The sequence below is a fragment of the Corynebacterium sp. HMSC30G07 genome (assembly GCF_001806945.1).
Classification (GTDB): Bacteria; Actinomycetota; Actinomycetes; order Mycobacteriales; family Mycobacteriaceae; genus Corynebacterium; species Corynebacterium riegelii.
In genome coordinates this window covers 39,841-57,579 of record NZ_KV786468.1, presented here as the reverse complement: position 1 = coordinate 57,579, position 17,739 = coordinate 39,841, and the positions used below count along the sequence as shown (strand labels likewise).

Here is a 17,739-nt window from a genome sequence, read left to right as displayed (position 1 = left end):
ACGCATGCTCGACTCTGCCACCGTTGAACAAATTTTTATGATCATGCGCGTGCCGCTGATTGCGGAGCGCCTTCTGTTCATCCTTGTCGGGGTGGCAGGCATTGTCGGCGTGGTGTTGGCGTCCACCACCCGCGCCGACGCGTTTGAGGCAGCTGGCCGTCAGCCGAAGATGGCGTGGGCGGCAATCCTGTTTGTTTCATCCGCCGCGCTGTTGCTGCGGATCCCGTTCGTGGCGTGGTTCGGCGCCGTTGCGGTGGGCATTTACTGGTTTGATGTGCGCCCGCAGCTTAAAGGCCTTGAGCCTGGTGGCTCCTGGTAACTGACATCTGCTGCAGCTCGTAGAAGTTCACGTTCTCACCAGTCATCTCAAGGACGAGGCCTGCTGGGGTGACGTGGACGTTATTAAGCCGCATGGCCCCCGCCTCCTGGTTGGCTAGGCCTTCCTGGAGTGATTGGGTGATGGCGTCGGTGATTTCGCTGGGCAGGTCGAAGCCGAACAGTTGGGTGCCGGTGGTTTCAAACTGCACGCCCTCGGCGGTGGGGACGGGGCGGATATCTACGTTGGCCACGCCGCGGGTAAAGGACAGGGTGAATGTGCCTGCCTCCGGGTCGGTAGTGACCGAGGAGACGGTGATCAGCGTATCCAGCAGGGCGTTGCCGCCGAGCTGCTCGCTAATCGCCTGGTTCAAGATCGCCTGCAGCAATTCAGAGGGCAGCTCTGCCTGCATGCTCAAGTGATCAGCAATCGGTTCCTGATCAACCAGGCGGACTTTGTCCATGGCGATGGTGGCGGCGGGTTCGCCGGTGATTTGGCCGTCATTGATCATCAGGGTGGATGGCGTCTGGATTGTCATGTGCGGCAGTGAGCCGCCGAGCATGCCAATGGTCAGCGGGGTAGCGCCGAAGGACACGTCTGGTTTCGCCGCGACAACGCCGGGGGATTGCGCCGCGTACTGGGCTTCAAAGCCGTCTTCGATCTGCTTGGACAGGAAGATGCGCAGGCCGGCTTCTGCGATGAGAAGCAGGATGAGAAGCGCAGCTAGGACACCGATGAGGATTCTCCACGCTGATTTCATGGGGGCTAGTCTACGGGGGCGACTGCCCGCCAGGCGACGGTGAGGGTGTTGTCGCGCAGGCGGCGCCTCAAAGGAGCCAGCGGCCAACCACGCGCAACCAGCTCCTTGTGGGCCTCCCGCCAGCGCACGCGTGGGCCGTGTGGGGCCCAGCCGGCGGCGTTGGCGTAGGCGCGGTCTGCGTCTTGAAGCAGCTGCCAGATGGGCTCGCCCTCAACGTTGCGGTGGATGAGTGCTTTGGGGAGGCGCTCAGCAATGTCGCTGGGTGTTGCAACGTCGAAGGGGTCCCAGGCAAGGGTGAGGCTGACGGGGCCTGAAGCATCAAGAAGCACCCAGGCGGCGCGGCGGCCCAGCTCGTCGCAGGTGCCTTCAATGAACAGGCCGCCGGGCGCCAGGCGGGAGCACACGGCCGACCAGACCGAGGCCACCTCGGCCACGTCGTACTGGCGCAGCACGTTAAACGCCCGCACCAGGTGGGGTTGGTAGCCGGCGAGTTCGAAGCCGCCGAGCTCGAAGCGCACGCCGTTACGGGGCGGAAGCACCCGCTCCGGGTCGATCTCCAAGCCGACAACCTCCACCCGCGGGTTGATCTGGCGCAGCCAGCCCGCCCACTCCACGGTTGTGGTGTGGGAGGCGCCGTAGCCAACGTCGAGCGCAAGGGGAGTGCCCACAGAACGCAGCAACGCCCCGACCCGCGGGTTGTATCTGGTCCAGCGGTCGGAGCGTCGCAGACGGTTCACGCCGGTAGTTCCGCGCGTGATTACGCCATATGGTTTGCCCGCGCCCGAAGTAGAGCGCAGGTTGTGATAGTGGGGCACAGGATAAACCCCGAGGTGTTAGAGGTTTTCGGTGATCCACTGCTCGGTGAGCTTGGCCTCATTGGCCACGATCTCCTCGAGCGCTTCAGCCACCTTCGGCTCCAGTGCGGCACCCATGAACGGGATGTCTACCTTGACCTCATTGTCATAGGCCAGGGTGGTGGTGTCGCCTGCGCCGCTGAGTGCGATTTCGCCGGAGAAGTCCACGGGGGTGCCCTTGACGTCACCGGTGAAGGTGTGGGTTGCGGTCTCGCCGTCGAGTGCGCCGATGTTTACTACGCGCTTGAGCTTCAGGTCCTGGGAGATCATGGCCTGAGCGGCTGCCGGCATGATGGATTTCGGCAGCACCTCAAAGAGGACAACGGTGTCACCGGTGAACTCGTTGACCGAGCCCGGTTCCGGGGAGAGCTTTGCAGCAATGTACTCCCAGTACTCCTTGGAGGCGTAAGCCTTGGCCACCTTTTCCGCTGGGTGGTTGATGGTAACGGAGGTTTCGCTACGTACAGTCATGCCCAACAGACTACCGTGGCTTACGTGCAAGACCTATCTTTCGCCGATTTGACCACCCTGCGTGTTGGCGGTGTGCCCGCCGCGGTCCGTGAATGCGTGACAGCCGATGAGATCATCGCGGCCGTGTCCCAGCTGGATGCGGCAGGCAGCCCCCTGCTGGTTGTTGGGGGCGGCTCCAACTTGTTGGTTGCAGACGGCCCCCTGGATCTCACCGCTGTGCTGGTGCGCAATGAGGGCATCCTGCTTGACGACGCAACGTTGACCATCCAAGCCGGCACCCCCTGGGACACCGTCGTGGAGTTTGCAGTGGAAAACGGCCTGGGCGGCATCGAGGCCTTGTCCGGCATCCCGGGTTCTGCGGGCGCGACGCCGGTGCAAAACGTTGGCGCGTACGGCGCCGAAATCGCCGACGTACTCACGCGCGTGCGTTTGTACGACAGGAAGACGGGACGCGACGAGTGGGTACCGGCCTCTGCTCTGGATCTGGCGTACCGCTACTCCAACCTGAAGTTCACCTCGCGCGCCGTGGTGTTGGAGGTTGAGCTGCAGCTGGAGCACGCGGGGCTGTCAGCGCCGCTGCGTCATTTGGGCGGGGAGCGTGTGCCGCTGGCGCAGGCGCGCCAGTCTGTGTTGGAGACGCGCCGGGCGAAGGGCATGGTGCTTGACGCCGAAGACCACGACACGTGGTCCGCCGGGTCCTTCTTCACCAACCCGGTTGTGCCGGTAGAGGTCGCAGACGCGGTGTTTGAACAGGTTGGGGAGGCCACGATGCCGCGCTACGCGGCTGGCGAGGGCCAGGTGAAGCTGTCCGCGGCGTGGCTGATCGAGCGCGCCGGGTTCCCCCGCGGCTACCCGGGTGCAGAGGCGCCTGCGCGCCTGTCCACCAAGCACACCCTGGCGCTGACCAACCGCGGAAGCGCGCGTGCCGCGGACATCGTGGCGCTGGCCCATGACGTCCAGGCAGGGGTGTGCGAGCGCTTCGGCGTGGAGCTGCACCCCGAGCCGGTGTGGGTGGGCCTTTAGTTCTGGCTGGTCCGCTAAGCGCCAGCCAGCTAAGCACCAGCGAGGCGCTCGAGCAGCGCAGCGCGTACTTCGCGGCGGCGCACCTTCCCCATCTGGTCCCGGTTGAGATCCTCGAAGTGGTAGAAGGTGCGCGGCACCTTGTAGCGGGTGAGGTTTTCGCGGGCGAAGTCTTTCAGCCCGTCGGGGTCGAGGGCGGCGCCGTCTTCAAGCACGATGCACGCAACAACATCTTCGGAGCCGTCCGTACGCGGGCGGCCAACCACGGCAACGTCCTTGATGTCTGGGTGGCGAAGCATGACTTCCTCCACCTCCGCCGGGTACACGTTGAAGCCGCCGGTGATAATCAGCTCCTTGATGCGCGAGACCAGGCGCACGAAGCCGTCTTCCTCCATCACTCCCATATCGCCGGTGCGGAACCAGCCGTTGTGGAACGCGGCGTCCGTGTCCTGCGGGTTGTTCAAGTAACCGGCGAAGACCTGCGGGCCCTTGGCCAGGATCTCGCCGGCTTCGCCTGTCGGCATGTCCTCGTCCAGGTTCTTCGGGTTGGCAATGCGGATTTCCGTATCGGGGAAGGGGATGCCGATGTAGCCCGGGCGCCTGTCCGCGGATCGCGGGTTACCAATCAAAATCGGGCCGGTTTCGGTCAGGCCGTAGCCTTCCACCAGGTGGCCGCCGGTGAGCGCTTCCCAATCCTCAATCACATCCGCCGGCAGTGACGACGCCCCCGAGAAGCCCACCTGCACCTCCGAGAGGTCCACGTTCTGCTCCTTTGCGGTGTCCACAATGCGCTCAAACACGGTGGGCACACCAGGCACGAACGTGGGCGGGGTCTTCTTCAGCGTGTCCATGATCAGGTTCATCTTCGGTGCCGGCAGCAGGACCAGCTCAGAGCCGATCAGCATCATCAGCGTCAGCGAGAACGTCAAGCCGTACGCGTGGAAGAACGGCAGGGTGGCCAGCATACGCTGGCCCGGTTCCTGCAGCTCCTTGACCCATGCGCGGCCCTGGATCGGGTTGGCCATCAGGTTGCGGTGCGTGAGCATGGCGCCCTTCGGCGCGCCCGTGGTGCCGGAGGTGTACAGGATGAGCGCCGGGGAATCCGGGGTCACCTCATCGGGGGTGGCAATGTTGTCGCCATCGTCGCCAATCGCGGAGCTGGTCAGCACCTCCCAGGGCACGGTGTTTGAGCACGGCCCGGTGAGCGCCTCACGAGCCTCACGGATCTTGCCAAACGGAATCTTCAAAATCAGCTGCTGCAGGTGCGGCATAGCCTTGGTCATGTCCACCGAAATGACCGTCTCCAGCGGGGTGTCCGCGCGCAGCTTCTCCAGCGTGTCGGCGGCCTTGTCCCACACAATCGCAATGCGCGCGCCGTGGTCCCGAAACTGCGGGCGCAGCTCATTGGCGGTGTAGAGCGGGTTGTGTTCCACAACCACGCCGCCGAGCTTCTGCACGGCGTAGAACGCGGCCACGTGCTGCGGGCAGTTCGGCAGCATGATGGCCACGCGGTCGCCCGGTCGCACACCGAAGGCCTTCAGACCGGCTGCGGCGCGGCGCACCTCACGGTCAAGCTCGGCGTAGGTTTGGCCGCGTCCGAAGAACCTGGTTGCGGGTTTCTCCGCGTTCTTTTCCAAGTTCTCGTCATACAGACGAGCCAGCGTGATCTCGCTGTATTCAAGGGTGTGATCGGTCCACTCGGGGTAATACTGCAGCCAAGGCTTTTCCATGGGCCCTAGCGTACCCCGAGACAACCTACGGCTCCGTAACTTCGTGGCCTGCTTCCAGCGTGTCGACGAGCATATCCCTCACCTCACGCCTCCGAATCTTGCCCGTCTGATCACGCTTCAGCTCTTCGAAGTGGTAGAACGTCTTCGGCACCTTGTAGCGGGTAAGGCGTTCGCGGGCATACTTCTGGAGGCCGTCGGGGTCGAGAGCGGCGCCGTCGACAAGCGTGATGCACGCAACGACATCCTCCGAACCGTCATGCCGCGGGCGGCCCACAACCGCAATGTCATCGATGTCCGGATGCTCGCGCATGACACCCTCAACCTCATCCGGGTACACGTTGAAACCGCCGGTGATGACCATTTCCTTAATGCGGGCGACCAGCTTGATCCACCCATCCGGCTCCATAATCGCCATGTCACCGGTGCGGAACCAGCCGTCATGGAACGCGCGCTCATTCGCCTCTGGATTGTTCAGGTAACCGGCGAAGACCTGCGGGCCGCGGGCAAGCAGCTCGCCCGGCTCACCGTCCGGCATCGTGCGGCTGGGATCATCCGGGTCCGCGATGCGAATCTCCGTGTTGGGGAACGGCAAACCGATGTATCCCGGACGACGCGTGCCATCCAGCGGGTTACCCACCAAAATTGGCGACGTCTCCGTCAAACCGTAGCCCTCAATGAGACGGCCGCCGGTGGCGTTTTCCCAACGCTCAATCGTGAGCGCCGGCAACGTCGACGCGCCAGAGATAGAGGTATGGACCGAAGAAAGATCAACGTTGCTTTCCACAGCCCAATCGATGATCTTCTCGTACAACGTGGGCACACCCGGCAGCACCGTCGGATTCGTCTTTGTAATCGCCGGTTGGTAGAGCTGCGGCTGCGGTGCCGGCACCAGCACCATCTGCGCACCAATGGTTAGCGGCAGGCCATAGTTCAGCGCCAGGCCGTAGATGTGGAACAGCGGCAACACACCCAGCACCTTCTCCTTGACCGCGCCCCAGTCCTCCAGCCACTCCATGCCGGCATGCAGCACCGACACAATGTTGCGGTGCGTCAGCGGCGCGCCCTTCGGCTTACCCGACGTGCCAGAGGTGTACAGGATCACTGCCGTATCTTCCGGGCTGATCTGCGGGAAGTGCACCTTGTGGGAACCCAGGTGCATAAACGCGCGCCACGGCATCGTGCCCGGTGCAGCCTTGGTTAGCTGCGCGCGCTTCTTTGACACTGATGGGAGCGGCAACTGCAGCGCTGCGCGAAGATGCAACGGCATCTCCTCAGTCATATTCACCGAAACGACCTGCTCCAGCGGAGTCTTACCAATCAGCTCCGTGAACACATCCGCGCGCACATCAAACACCACAGCAAGCTTCGCGCCGTGGTCATTGAACTGATGCTCCAGCTCATAGGCGGTATACAGCGGGTTGTGCTCCACAACAACTGCGCCCAAGCGCAGGATCGCCGTGATTATCACGATGTGCTGGGGGCAGTTCGGCAGCGCCACAGCCACACGGTCGCCCGGGCCAACGCCCAACGTGGTCAACGCCGCAGCAGCCTTGCCCACCTGCTCATTGAGCTGCGCGTAGGTCAACTCCTTGCCCATGAACCACGTTGCGGCAGTCTTGGGCTGAGTTGCCACGACCTGGTTGAACCAGCTGACCAGCGTGTCATTGCCAATCGGCGGATTTGGGTTGGTCCAGCTGGCGTATTGCTTGATCCAGGCCTTCTCTTCGCTTGCTCCCACGTGGGCTCCTTTGGGTATTGGTTTCCTTGGCAAAATAATGTAGCGGAGTATAACTTACGATGCCGTAGGTTTGGGGGTTTTGGCGGGTTGGTGGCTGTATTGGCGGGTTTCTGACAAATCTGACGTGACGCCCTCTCTGTCAGGCTGGCGACCTGGGCAAACGCAAGCCGCGTTGTCAGATTTGTCAGGATCCCCGCGTGCCCACTGACAAATGTGACGTGACGCCCTTAGTGCTAGGGTGGTGAACTGGGCAAACGTAAACCGCGTCGTCAGATTTGTCAGCCGGGTAATGGGGCGGCACCCTGAATCCTGAATTTGTTTCCCAAAAACGGGCAAAGAACTCAGTTGCCGCAGGTGGCCAATGGACTCAATCCAAAAGAATTCAGGATTTGACCCGGCCGTCTGAATTATTTCCGCCCAATTAGGCTGCGCTTGCGAAAAACTTAGCTAGACTTCAGGCGGAAGGGGGGATCGCGAAGGGAATCGCGATGCTATCCGGGGGAATCCAGTCTCTGCTACCAGCTGCTGTTCTCCGGTAGCTGCCTCCCACCGAACTACACGGCCCAAGACCAAGGGCATAACCGCAGGAGGCGACTATGGAAGAACGCACCGTTGACCGCACCGTGACGCAGCCGGAGCTGGAGGAGTTTTTTGCTCGACTGGCAGACCCGACACCGTACCCCGGCGATGACGAGCCCTGGGACAATACCCCGCCAGCCAACACCCCGCCAGCCAACACCCCGCAAACCAGTTATCAGCCAGAACCCGCCTACTACGCCCAACCAGCCCATCAACTTCAACAACCAGCCCAACACCAACCCCAACCGAGCCGCCCCGCCAAACCCGGCGCGCTGGACACTCGCAACCTGCTGAATCCGGTGAAGCTTCCGCCGAAGAAGGGGTGGCGCAAACTGGTGTATTCGGCAACCGGAGGGAGGGTGAACCCGGGGAATTCGAAGAAGCAGATGGATGAGGATCGTCTGTTGGCGGCGGTGCGCGCGCCGCTTCGGGGCGATTACCGGATTGCGGTGATGAGCCTGAAAGGTGGCGTGGGCAAAACTACGACCACGGTGGCGCTGGGAGGGGTGTTTGCCAGGGAACGTGGAGACAGAGTGATCGCCATTGACGCGAACCCGGATTTGGGCACGTTGGCGCAGCGGGCGGCGGCGCCTTCCCCGGCGACGATCCGTGACTTGCTCAACGCCGAGGATACGGCAAGATACCCGCAGGTCAGGGCCTTTACGGCGCAGGCGAATTCGCGGCTTGAGGTGATTGGTTCGGAGCGTGATCCGGCGGTTAGTGAGGCGTTTTCGGAAAGCGACTACCGCCATGCCATCGACATCCTGCAGCACCACTACAACGTGATCTTGACGGATTGTGGGACGGGGTTGATGCATTCGGCGATGGCGGGCGTGCTGGACCTGGCCAACACGTTGGTGTTGGTGACCTCGCCGGCGTTGGATGGCGCGCAGTCGGCGGCGGCCACGCTGGATTGGCTGACCATGCACGGCTATGACCAGCTGGCGGCGAATGCCGTGGTGGTGGTCTCCAACGCGGCGCCGGGCAAGCCGACGGTGGATATGTCCAAGATCATCGAGCATTTCCAGGCGCGTACGCGGGCGGTGCACGTGATTCCCTTTGATAGGCATTTGGCGGAGGGGGCGGTGGTGGACGTCGATAAGCTGCAAAAGCCCGTGCTTGAGGCTTATAGACGCCTCGCCGCAACCATCGCCGACGACTTCAACTCCTGGCATCGCCACGCTGTGTAACATGCCCAGCGGCAAGGCGCGCTAGTCTGGCCCGCATGCGCGTTGCCATGATTTCCATGCACACTTCGCCGCTTGAGCAGCCCGGGATGGGCGATGCGGGCGGGCTGAACGTTTACGTCCACAACACCGCTATTCAGCTTGCGCGGCGCGGAGTGGAAGTGGACGTGTTTACGCGCGCCACCCGCCCCAGCCAGGGCGAGATTGTGCAGGTGGAGGACGGCTACCGGGTGGTCAACATCGTCGCCGGGCCGTATGAGGGCCTGGAGAAGGAGGACCTGCCGACGCAGCTTGCGGCGTTTTCGGGTGGCGTGGTGCAGTTCGCCCGCGCCAACAGTGTGGACTATGACCTGATCCATTCGCATTACTGGCTCTCCGGTCAGGTGGGCTGGCTGCTGTCGGATTTGGCGGGTGTGCCGCTGGTGCACACGGGGCATACGTGGGCGGCGGTGAAAAACGCCTATGCCGCCGACGCTTCAGAGTCCGAGGCGCGCCGCATTTGTGAGCAGCAGTTGGTGGACAACGCTGAGGCGCTGGTGGTGAACACGGAGGATGAGACGATGCAGCTCGCGCGGTTCTACGACGTGAACCCGGAGAAGATCGACGTGGTCAGCCCCGGCGCGGATACGCAACTGTTCACCCCGGGCACGAACCGGAATACGGAGATGGCTCGCCGTCAGCTTGGTATTCCGCTGCATGCGAAGGTGGTGGCGTTTGTGGGCCGCTTGCAGGATTTCAAGGGCCCGCAGGTGTTGCTTCGCGCGATGGGTGAGGTGGCTCGCCGTAGGAAGGTGGATGCGCCGCTGCGCGTGATCATCTGCGGTGGTGCGTCCGGGGCGGGTGCGAGTGTGGAGCGCTACCACGAAATCGCGCGGGAGGAGGGCATTGCGTGCATCACGAGGTTCCTGGGCCCGCGCCCGCCACAGGAGCTGGTGAGTGTGTACCAGGCCGCCGACGTCATCGCTGTGCCCAGCTACAACGAAAGCTTCGGCCTGGTCGCAGTGGAGGCGCAGGCCACGGGCACCCCGGTGGTTGCCGCGCGCGTGGGCGGCCTGCCGCTTGCGGTTGCGGATCAGGAGACCGGGCTGTTGGTCGACGGCCACGGTTCAGCCGCCTGGGCTGATGCGTTGGAGCTTTTGCTTGCCGACGACTCCCTGCGCATCACCATGGGCCGCACCGCCACGGGGCATGCCGCGAAGTTCAGCTGGGCGGCCTCCGCGCAGCGTCTCATCGAGGTGTACGAGGAGACGCTATCCGGCTTCGAACCCGGCCAGGCGACGCGCCAGCCAGCGGGGATCTAGCGGCGGCGTTGCTAGAGCGCGCCGAAGCTGTGTGCCACGGAAAGCTGTGCCCAGCGGGTGATCTCGCCGACGTGCTGGCCGGCGAGGTTGCCCACCTCAGCAGGGTTGAACTGGCCGCGCGCCGCGTCCTGGGCCACGCGGTTGGCGTCTGCCTGGGCATTCGCGATGGCCTGGTCAAGCTTCTCGTTCGGGTTCGGCGGGACGTAGCCACGGTTGAGCTCGTTGATCTGGCCTTCCAGACCGCCGAACTCTTCGGTGGCTGGCAGGAAGTCCGCGTGCGGCGCGTTCGACGGGGCGAGTGTGAAGTGCTCGTTGACCTGGCCGTCCGGGATGCCGAAGGCTTCCTCCACAATGCGGTCAGCAGCCTGTGCCTTGCCCAACGGGCCCAGCACCATGGAGGTCACGCCGATGACGGAGCCGTCGCGCGGGTCATAGTTCACGCCACCGGAGTCGCCCTGGATGTAGTTCAGGTTCCACGAGAACACACCGTCACGGTTGCGGAAGAGCTGCGTGCCGCAGGTGCGTCCCGTGGTGGAGCCGTCCTTGCAGATCGGCTGTCCAGCAACGTCGAAGGAGACCTCGCCGGGGCGCAGCGTGCGGTAATCCTTCAGCGTGGTCAGCTCCACGGGAGCACTCGGCCCCTCGCCTGTGGAGGTTTTGGATTGGGAGACGTGGGTGGGGTTCACGCCAGCGTCGATAAGCACGAAGCCCCAATCGGCCGTGTTGTAGGTAGCAACCGGATCATCCAGGTTCATCGCTGCCGGCGGCACGTAATTCGCGCGGCCGCGCACACCGATCGGGTGGTAAGCGCCACCCACATTGACCTGCACCTGATCGGTCATGTCCGGCAGGTTAGGCAGTGGGGTGATGCAGTGGGACGCCGTGAGCATCACCTTCTGCTCCGAACCATCCAGGTGGCGGATCGTGCCGGACGGGCCCTGGGAGCACACGTAGGTGAAAAATGACGATGGAACTTTCACGTCATCGCCATACCCATTCTTCACCGTGGCCGGCGGATTCTTCGGCATGATGCGCATCGGCGCACCCGGCGCAGTCAGCGCAGGTTCAGCCGCAACGGCCGGGGAAGCAAGAGTGGAAGCAAGAGTGGAAGCAAAAACAGCGGCCGCCGCAAGGCAGGCGGCGGCCCGAGAGGTTGAAAATCGCATGCCTCACAGCCTAAAGCGTGGCATGCTTGAATGCATGGGTAACGGAAAGCTGATCCTGGTCCGTCACGGCCAGAGCGAATGGAACAAGTCGAATCAATTCACCGGTTGGGTAGACGTTGACCTGACCGAGCAGGGCGAGAGCGAAGCAGTCAACGCCGGCAAGCTCATGGTGGAAAAGAATGTCCTGCCGGACGTTGTGTTCACCTCTCTGCTGCGCCGCGCAATCCGCACCGCAAACATTGCGCTGAACGCGGCGGATCGCCACTGGATTCCGGTGGTGCGTAACTGGCGTCTCAATGAGCGTCACTACGGCAAGCTGCAGGGCCTGAACAAGGCGGAGATCCGCGAGCAGTTCGGTGAAGAGCAGTTCATGTCCTGGCGCCGTTCCTACGACACCCCGCCGCCGGCAATTGACGCGGACAACGAGTACGCGCAGACCAATGACCCGCGCTACGCGTTTTTGGAGGAAGTGCCGCGCACCGAGTGCCTCAAGGACGTGGTGGAGCGCTTCACCCCGTACTACGTTGACGTGATCCGCCCGGAGATCCTGGCTGGCAAGACCGTCATGGTGGCTGCACACGGCAACTCCCTGCGTGCGCTGGTGAAGTACCTGGACGGCATCTCTGATGAGGACATTGCTGGCCTGAACATCCCGACCGGCATGCCGCTGGTGTACGAGTTTGATGAGCACGGCCGCGTATCCAACCCGGGCGGCACCTACCTTGACCCGGAGGCAGCAGCTGCCGGTGCAGCCGCTGTGGCGAACCAGGGCAAGAAGTAGCTCACTGGAGTTTGACTCGGTTTAGTTTGACTCGGTTTGGATGAAGTTTGGATGAAGTAACGCCGATTTTCGCGTTCCTGATCGGCGTCGCGTTCACCGCGGCCGCCGTGTGGGCGCTGCGGACGTATCGCAGCTGGCGCGAGCGTATGTCGGATGACGACGATGCTGCACCAAGCCAGATCTCCACGGTCAGCCAACTGCTGAACCTGGCGGTGCAGGGCTCGCCCACAGGCATTGCCATCTTCAACCGTGGTGCGCGGGTGATCATGTCGAATGCCCGCGCCCACGACATGTCCATCGTGCATGACCGCACCATCAACCCCGAGGTGTGGGACGCAGCGCAGCTGGCGTTTGAGGATCTGGAAACGCACACGCTTGATTTGGACCTGCCGCGCCGGGCCACCGGCAACCGTATCCGCAACGTGTCCGTGGTGGTCAAGCCGCTCACCCTCACGCACAACTCCTATGTCATTGCGTACTGCACGGATGAGTCTGAGAACGTGCGCATGGAGGCGGCAAGGCGTGACTTTGTTGCCAACGTTTCCCATGAGCTGAAAACGCCGGTTGGTGGCATGTCGCTGCTGGCGGAAGCGCTGATGCAGGACCCAGGTGACGCGGACATGGTGGAGCACTTCGGTGAGAAGCTGCTCAAAGAGTCCCACCGCATGGGTGAGATGATCACGGACCTGATCAACCTGTCCAAGCTCCAGGGCGCGGAGGCACTGCCGGAGATGGTGCCCGTGAGCATTGACGCGGTGATTGATGAGGCGATTGAGCGCAACCACGTCAGCGCCGAAAACCATGACATCGTGCTCACTCGCGGCGCCACCACGGGTGTGGAGGTGATGGGGGACCGCGCACTGTTGGTTGCTGCGGTGTCCAATTTGGTGTCCAACGCCATCAACTACTCGCCGAACGGCAAGCAGGTGAGTATCTCGCAGAAGGTGGTGCGTGAAAACGTGGTGCTGGTGCGGGTAACTGACCGCGGCATTGGCATCGCGCCCGAGGACCAGAAGCGCGTGTTTGAGCGTTTCTACCGTGTGGACAAGGCGCGTTCCCGCTCAACGGGCGGCACTGGCCTGGGGTTGGCTATTGTCAAACATGTGGTGGCTAACCACGGCGGTAACATCAAGCTGTGGTCGCGGCCCGGTACCGGGTCCACGTTTACCATCGAGTTGCCTATTTACCAGCCGGATCAGCGGCAGGTACCCGGGAAGGACTGACAGTTAAAGTGACAACAATCCTGATCGTTGAAGACGAAGAATCTTTGGCGGAGCCTTTGGCGTATCTGCTGAAGAAGGAAGGGTTTGACACTGTCTGGGCGGCCGACGGTACGGCTGCGCTTGAGCAGTTCAATGAGGACAGCATTGACTTGGTGCTGCTGGACTTGATGTTGCCGGGCATGAGTGGCACGGACGTGTGCCGCAAGCTGCGCGCTGAGTCGGATGTTCCCATCATTATGGTCACGGCTCGTGACTCTGAGATTGACAAGGTTGTTGGCCTTGAACTGGGCGCGGATGATTACGTGACCAAGCCCTATTCCACCCGTGAGCTGATTGCTCGCATCCGCGCGGTGTTGCGCCGCGGCCCGGAGGTGGAAGAGGTTGATGAGTTTGATGACCGCATTGTTGAGGGCGGCCGCGTACGCATGGATGTGGAGCGCCACACGGTGACGGTGGATGGCCAGCCTGTGGCGATGCCGCTGAAAGAGTTCGATCTTTTGGAGTACCTGATGCGCAATTCCGGCCGCGTGCTTACTCGCGGCCAGCTCATTGAGCGCATTTGGGGTGCGGATTATGTGGGCGATACGAAGACGTTGGATGTGCACGTCAAGCGCCTGCGCACCAAGATTGAGCGGGAGCCCTCGCGCCCGACCCAGCTGGTTACGGTCCGCGGTTTGGGCTACAAGTTTGAGGCTTGAGTTGCCGCAGGGTGCCTTTGCTTAGCGACGTCCGGCGCCAACCCCCTCGCCTCACAATGCGCCGCGAGTACCGCATAAGGTGCCTCGCCGATAAGTGCGATGAGCTCCTCTTTCATGGAACGCCAGACGGGGATAGCGTCAGCGTCGTTACGCGGGGCGTGGCACGAAGGTGCGCCGCTGCACCACCAGTCGAAGTCCTCACCACCTGAGCCCCACTGGCGGCGGTCGTACTCACCGATGGTGGTGCGAAGGATTTCTTGGCCGTCGGGGCGCTCCTCGTAGGCGTCCTCACGCGAGAAAGGCACCTGCCAGCACACCTCAGGCTTGGAACCGACAATATTCTTGCCCGCCGCCATGGCGTACTGGTGCAGCGCACACCCCGGGCCGGTGGGATGGCCGTTGCGGTTGGCAAAGATGCAGCCGCCGTCAACCACCTTGGTTTTCATGTTGTCTTCTTCATCCCACTCAAGCCACGGCTCAAGCTCAGTGATGTCCCCGTTGGCCAGGAACGAGTCCGTGTCTTTGGGGCGCAGCTGCCAATACTTCGCCGGCAACTCCGCCACCGCGTTATACAAATCATCACGATCCTGCTCATCGGCCATATAGGCGCCGTGGTTGCAGCAGCCAACCTCACGGATCTCTTCATGCATGCCCAGGCACTCCGGAGTGCCGAAACGGCACGACCAGGTGGACTCCACCCAGGTCAAGTCAATAGTGAAGGAGTGCAGCGGATCCTCCGGGTGTACGAACTCGAACCACTCGCGGGGAAAATCAGGCGGTACTTCACGCCCCGCCGCGATGGATTTACCCGCGGGCGAGCTTGCAGGAAAACCTAAGAAAACTTCATTCGGGGCTGGTTGATTCACACCGAAGCACCTTATAACCGTTACGCTTGCTGTGTGCGTTTAGGTGTATTGGATGTAGGCAGCAACACCGTCCACTTGGTGGCGGTGGACGCTCACTCAGGGGCGCGCCCCACCCCAATGTCCGACTGGAAGCAGCCACTGCGGCTTGTTGAGCTTCTGGACAAAAAGGGAAACATTGAGGACAAAGGCGTAGAAAAGCTCATCAGCGTTGTCCAAGAGGCCGCAGACCTTGCGGGCAACCTGAAGTGCGAAGAGTTCCACGGGTTTGCCACCTCCGCGGTGCGCTCTGCCACCAACTCGGCGGAAGTGCTCAAAGCCGTGGAGAAGAAGACCGGCGTGAAGCTGCGCGTCCTCTCCGGTGAAGAAGAGGCACGCCTGACGTTTCTGGCCACCCGCCGCTGGTACGGCTGGTCTGCCGGCCGCATCACCAACTTAGACATCGGCGGCGGCTCGTTGGAGCTGGCCACCGGCACCGAAGAAGTCCCAGACCTGGCGGTGTCGCTGGATCTGGGCGCGGGCAGGTTGACCCATGAGTGGTTTGACACCGACCCGCCGGAGCGCAAAAAGATCAACCTGCTGCGCGACTACATTGACGCCGAACTGGCCGGCCCCGCCGAGAAGTTCCGCGCCATGGGCGAAACCGGCCTGGCCGTGGGCACGTCCAAGACGTTCCGCTCACTGGCACGCCTGACCGGTGCCGCACCGTCGTCCGCCGGTCCCTACGTCAAACGAACTCTGACCGCGCCGGGTCTTCGACAGCTCATCGCGTTTATTTCGCGCATGACCGCGGCTGACCGCGCGGAGTTGGAAGGCATCAGTACTGACCGCTCCCACCAGATCGTGGCGGGTGCGCTCGTTGCGGAAGCTGCTATGCGCGCCCTAAACATTGATAAGTTGGAGATCTGCCCGTGGGCCCTGCGCGAAGGCGTGATCTTGAAACGCATCGATATTGACACCGCAGGCGCCGCCGCGGCGATGGATGAAGGAGTGTAGCTAAAGATGTCTGAGCAGAAACAGCTCACCGTTGCGGAGATTCTCGCCCGCGCCCAGAAGGAGAATCCCGAGCTTGGCACCCGTCGTCGCCGTCGCCGCAGTCTTGAAGACGGTGGCGTGTCCGTCGCCGAACTCACCGGCTCCATAAAGAAGGTCGAGGCTAAGCCGGCGGAGTCGCGCCACTCCAGCGTTCCCATCGACGCGCCCGCTGAGAAGCCAGCCGCGCCTGCGAAGCCTGTGGATTCTGAAGCGCCCGCTGCTGCGCCGAAGGCTGAGCAGCCTGAGGTGAAAAAGGCTGAGCTGAAGCAGCTTGAGCCGAAGAGGGTTGAGCGCGCTTCGGAAGACGAGACCGCGGTAATCAAGAAGGTCCCCGACGCGCCGGCAGCGCCCGCACCAAAGGCTGAGGCGCCGAAAACTGAAGCGCCGAAGCCAGCACCGATCGTTGATCTAGATGCCGCTCCGACCAAGGTCGAAGAACTTGAAGAGCTCGACGAGTTCGAATACCTCGAAGGCGCTGAAGACCTCGAAGGCGCTGAAGACACCGAAGAGGCTGGCGTCAACCCGATCACCCTGGTGCTGATGGTGTTCCTCGGTGTTGTCCTGGGCATCCTCGGCTTCATGCTGTTTAAGTGGCTGTGGACCAGCACACCTACAGCGGTGGCGGCCATCCTTGGCGTGATCACGGTGGCTGGCTCCGTCTACGCGGCGCGCGCAATTGGCACTGGCCGTGACTGGCTGTCGGTTGGTCTCGCAGGCGTTGCTGCCGTCGTGATCGCGTTTGGCCCGGCGCTGCTCTAATTCGAACATTCACACTTAAAAAAGGGGTGCTCTGTGCAAAAGATCGCCGTTTTAGGCGCGGGCAATATCGGCGAAGCGTTGATCGCGGGCCTATTGAACTCCGGCGTTGACCCCAAGCAGATTGTGGCGACGAATAGGACGGAGGAGGCGTCGGCAAGCATAGCCCAGCGATACGGGGTGCTGACCGAAACCGACAACCGTGCCGCCGTGGATGAGGCCGATGTGGCGGTGCTGTGCGTCAAACCGGCGCAGATCCCGCAGCTGCTGGATGAGATCAGTGACCAGGTGGACCGCAACGACACCGGCACCGTCTTAGTGTCCATGGCCGCGGGCGTGTCACTTGCCGCCATGCAGGACGCCATCTCCACCGCAGGAGCCCCCATCGCGCGCGTCATGCCCAACACCCCCATGCTGGTGGGCAAGGGCGTGCTGGCAGTTGCTTATGGACGCTACGTTGACGACGAACAACGCACCCTCGTCCGCGACCTGCTCCAGGCTGCCGGCAAAGTCGTCGAAGTCAACGAATCACAGCTGGATGCCGTGACCGCGATCTCCGGATCCGGGCCCGCCTACTACTTTTTGATGACCGAGGCGCTCGTGGACGCGGGGGTAGCCCTGGGCCTCAACCGTGAACTGGCAACCGAGCTGGCCGTGGCCACTGCGGCGGGTGCTGGCGCGATGCTGGAAGGCGAATATACGCCAGCGGAGCTGCGTGCGGCAGTCTCCTCACCTGCGGGAACAACGGTTGCTGCTATCCGTGAGCTGGAAGAGTCCGGGCTGCGTGGCGCCTTGTACCGGGCCGCTGAGGCATGTGCGGAGCGTTCCGCGGAACTTGGGAACCACTAGTCACACACGTTCACAGCGGGCACTTTTGAAATTTCTTACCCCATAAGTCGCGCGCGACACACCGTTCACGGTAAGCTCGTTCAAGCACGTGCGTGTCCGTCCTGTGGGAGGGGAAGCCTACAGCGCGCCTACCGTGCGGAAGGTTAAAGAAAATTATGGCAAGTGAAGAGAAGGGCAAGTTCCTTACCGTCGCGGAAGTCGCGGAGATCATGCGCGTTTCCAAGATGACCGTCTACCGCCTCGTGCACTCCGGCGAACTGCCGGCCGTGCGCGTGGGCCGCTCGTTCCGCGTGAACGAGACCGCGGTCAACGAGTACCTCGAGTCCTCGGTGTACGACGTCGGATAAGGCTTCTTGCTTATCTACACCCCAAGCCCGGCACCTCCACATAGTCAGCGGAGGTGCCGGACTTT

The 17,739-nt window shown here is 62.6% G+C and carries 18 protein-coding genes; 11 read left to right on the top strand and 7 right to left on the bottom strand.

Going from position 1 to position 17,739, the window contains the following annotated elements:
- Positions 1-4: 4 nt before the first annotated feature.
- The gene (locus HMPREF3104_RS07690) at positions 5-319 is read left to right on the top strand and encodes a DUF2516 family protein (RefSeq protein ID WP_083279003.1); all 315 of its coding nucleotides are present in this window, start codon (positions 5-7) and stop codon (positions 317-319) included.
- Here the strand turns inward: HMPREF3104_RS07690 and HMPREF3104_RS07685 are convergent.
- The 3 genes from HMPREF3104_RS07685 to HMPREF3104_RS07675 are packed head-to-tail and all read right to left on the bottom strand — an operon-like array spanning position 288 to position 2,401.
- Positions 288-1,076 (bottom strand): LmeA family phospholipid-binding protein, encoded by a 789-nt coding sequence (locus tag HMPREF3104_RS07685; protein ID WP_070495054.1) that lies wholly within the window; start codon positions 1,074-1,076, stop codon positions 288-290. The genes HMPREF3104_RS07690 and HMPREF3104_RS07685 overlap by 32 nt on opposite strands.
- Before the next feature lie 5 nt (positions 1,077-1,081).
- Positions 1,082-1,891: a class I SAM-dependent methyltransferase gene (locus HMPREF3104_RS07680; RefSeq protein WP_070495053.1), complete on the bottom strand. Its 810-nt coding sequence runs from the start codon at positions 1,889-1,891 to the stop codon at positions 1,082-1,084.
- 18 nt (positions 1,892-1,909) lie between these two features.
- Positions 1,910-2,401, bottom strand: a complete 492-nt coding sequence (locus HMPREF3104_RS07675) for a DUF2505 domain-containing protein (protein ID WP_052205507.1) — start codon at positions 2,399-2,401, stop codon at positions 1,910-1,912.
- Between HMPREF3104_RS07675 and HMPREF3104_RS07670 the strand changes: the two genes are divergently transcribed.
- Complete coding sequence (locus tag HMPREF3104_RS07670; RefSeq protein ID WP_371441050.1) at positions 2,363-3,424, top strand: UDP-N-acetylmuramate dehydrogenase; 1,062 nt, start codon at positions 2,363-2,365, stop codon at positions 3,422-3,424. The two genes, HMPREF3104_RS07675 and HMPREF3104_RS07670, sit on opposite strands and share 39 nt — an antisense overlap.
- Positions 3,425-3,453: 29 nt before the next feature.
- Here HMPREF3104_RS07670 and HMPREF3104_RS07665 read toward each other — a convergent pair whose 3' ends face one another.
- Positions 3,454-5,151, bottom strand: coding sequence for a long-chain-fatty-acid--CoA ligase (locus tag HMPREF3104_RS07665; RefSeq protein WP_070495051.1), 1,698 nt, complete (start codon positions 5,149-5,151; stop codon positions 3,454-3,456).
- A 25-nt stretch (positions 5,152-5,176) separates the two neighbouring features.
- The gene (locus tag HMPREF3104_RS07660) at positions 5,177-6,889 is read right to left on the bottom strand and encodes a long-chain-fatty-acid--CoA ligase (RefSeq protein ID WP_070495050.1); all 1,713 of its coding nucleotides are present in this window, start codon (positions 6,887-6,889) and stop codon (positions 5,177-5,179) included.
- A 596-nt stretch (positions 6,890-7,485) separates the two neighbouring features.
- Here HMPREF3104_RS07660 and HMPREF3104_RS07655 point away from each other — a divergent pair.
- Positions 7,486-8,658 carry a MinD/ParA family ATP-binding protein gene (locus HMPREF3104_RS07655; RefSeq protein ID WP_083279002.1) on the top strand — a complete coding sequence of 391 codons (1,173 nt, stop codon included), beginning with the start codon at positions 7,486-7,488 and terminating at the stop codon, positions 8,656-8,658.
- A 35-nt stretch (positions 8,659-8,693) separates the two neighbouring features.
- Positions 8,694-9,956, top strand: a complete 1,263-nt coding sequence (gene mshA / locus HMPREF3104_RS07650; protein ID WP_070495049.1) for a D-inositol-3-phosphate glycosyltransferase — start codon at positions 8,694-8,696, stop codon at positions 9,954-9,956.
- Between the two features lie 11 nt (positions 9,957-9,967).
- On the opposite strand, the gene HMPREF3104_RS07645 is transcribed toward mshA, so the two are convergent.
- Positions 9,968-11,122: a chymotrypsin family serine protease gene (locus HMPREF3104_RS07645; RefSeq protein WP_070495048.1), complete on the bottom strand. Its 1,155-nt coding sequence runs from the start codon at positions 11,120-11,122 to the stop codon at positions 9,968-9,970.
- Positions 11,123-11,156: 34 nt separating this feature from the next.
- Between HMPREF3104_RS07645 and HMPREF3104_RS07640 the strand changes: the two genes are divergently transcribed.
- Genes HMPREF3104_RS07640 through HMPREF3104_RS07630 form a run of 3 tightly spaced genes read left to right on the top strand, consistent with a single transcriptional unit; the run spans position 11,157 to position 13,824 of the window.
- On the top strand, positions 11,157-11,903 hold the full coding sequence (locus HMPREF3104_RS07640; protein WP_070495047.1) for a phosphoglyceromutase: 747 nt from the start codon (positions 11,157-11,159) through the stop codon (positions 11,901-11,903).
- Positions 11,904-11,950: 47 nt separating this feature from the next.
- Positions 11,951-13,126: a sensor histidine kinase gene (locus HMPREF3104_RS07635; protein ID WP_236587391.1), complete on the top strand. Its 1,176-nt coding sequence runs from the start codon at positions 11,951-11,953 to the stop codon at positions 13,124-13,126.
- Between the two features lie 8 nt (positions 13,127-13,134).
- Positions 13,135-13,824, top strand: coding sequence for a response regulator transcription factor (locus tag HMPREF3104_RS07630; RefSeq protein WP_052205501.1), 690 nt, complete (start codon positions 13,135-13,137; stop codon positions 13,822-13,824).
- On the opposite strand, the gene HMPREF3104_RS07625 is transcribed toward HMPREF3104_RS07630, so the two are convergent.
- Entirely contained in the window at positions 13,806-14,690 is an 885-nt protein-coding gene (locus tag HMPREF3104_RS07625; RefSeq protein ID WP_070495046.1) for a DUF3109 family protein, read from the bottom strand. The genes HMPREF3104_RS07630 and HMPREF3104_RS07625 overlap by 19 nt on opposite strands.
- Positions 14,691-14,723: 33 nt before the next feature.
- Between HMPREF3104_RS07625 and HMPREF3104_RS07620 the strand changes: the two genes are divergently transcribed.
- The 4 genes from HMPREF3104_RS07620 (at position 14,724) to HMPREF3104_RS07605 (ending at position 17,674) form a co-directional block, all read left to right on the top strand.
- Positions 14,724-15,683 carry a Ppx/GppA family phosphatase gene (locus HMPREF3104_RS07620; protein WP_070495045.1) on the top strand — a complete coding sequence of 320 codons (960 nt, stop codon included), beginning with the start codon at positions 14,724-14,726 and terminating at the stop codon, positions 15,681-15,683.
- Between the two features lie 6 nt (positions 15,684-15,689).
- Positions 15,690-16,481, top strand: coding sequence for a hypothetical protein (locus HMPREF3104_RS07615; protein ID WP_070495044.1), 792 nt, complete (start codon positions 15,690-15,692; stop codon positions 16,479-16,481).
- Between the two features lie 33 nt (positions 16,482-16,514).
- Positions 16,515-17,327, top strand: coding sequence for a pyrroline-5-carboxylate reductase (proC, locus tag HMPREF3104_RS07610; protein WP_070495043.1), 813 nt, complete (start codon positions 16,515-16,517; stop codon positions 17,325-17,327).
- A gap of 155 nt (positions 17,328-17,482) precedes the next feature.
- Positions 17,483-17,674: a helix-turn-helix domain-containing protein gene (locus tag HMPREF3104_RS07605; RefSeq protein WP_052205496.1), complete on the top strand. Its 192-nt coding sequence runs from the start codon at positions 17,483-17,485 to the stop codon at positions 17,672-17,674.
- The last annotated feature ends 65 nt before the right edge of the window (positions 17,675-17,739 follow it).

Excerpts from the sequence above, each read along its gene's own strand:
- HMPREF3104_RS07615 (WP_070495044.1), top strand. The coding sequence starts at position 15,690 with ATGTCTGAGCAGAAACAGCTCACCGTTGCGGAGATTCTCGCCCGCGCC.
- HMPREF3104_RS07665 (WP_070495051.1), bottom strand. The coding sequence starts at position 5,151 with ATGGAAAAGCCTTGGCTGCAGTATTACCCCGAGTGGACCGATCACACC.
- HMPREF3104_RS07675 (WP_052205507.1), bottom strand. The coding sequence starts at position 2,401 with ATGACTGTACGTAGCGAAACCTCCGTTACCATCAACCACCCAGCGGAA.
- HMPREF3104_RS07645 (WP_070495048.1), bottom strand. The coding sequence starts at position 11,122 with ATGCGATTTTCAACCTCTCGGGCCGCCGCCTGCCTTGCGGCGGCCGCT.
- HMPREF3104_RS07655 (WP_083279002.1), top strand. The coding sequence starts at position 7,486 with ATGGAAGAACGCACCGTTGACCGCACCGTGACGCAGCCGGAGCTGGAG.
- HMPREF3104_RS07605 (WP_052205496.1), top strand. The coding sequence starts at position 17,483 with ATGGCAAGTGAAGAGAAGGGCAAGTTCCTTACCGTCGCGGAAGTCGCG.
- mshA (WP_070495049.1), top strand. The coding sequence starts at position 8,694 with ATGCGCGTTGCCATGATTTCCATGCACACTTCGCCGCTTGAGCAGCCC.
- HMPREF3104_RS07640 (WP_070495047.1), top strand. The coding sequence starts at position 11,157 with ATGGGTAACGGAAAGCTGATCCTGGTCCGTCACGGCCAGAGCGAATGG.
- HMPREF3104_RS07690 (WP_083279003.1), top strand. The coding sequence starts at position 5 with ATGCTCGACTCTGCCACCGTTGAACAAATTTTTATGATCATGCGCGTG.
- HMPREF3104_RS07685 (WP_070495054.1), bottom strand. The coding sequence starts at position 1,076 with ATGAAATCAGCGTGGAGAATCCTCATCGGTGTCCTAGCTGCGCTTCTC.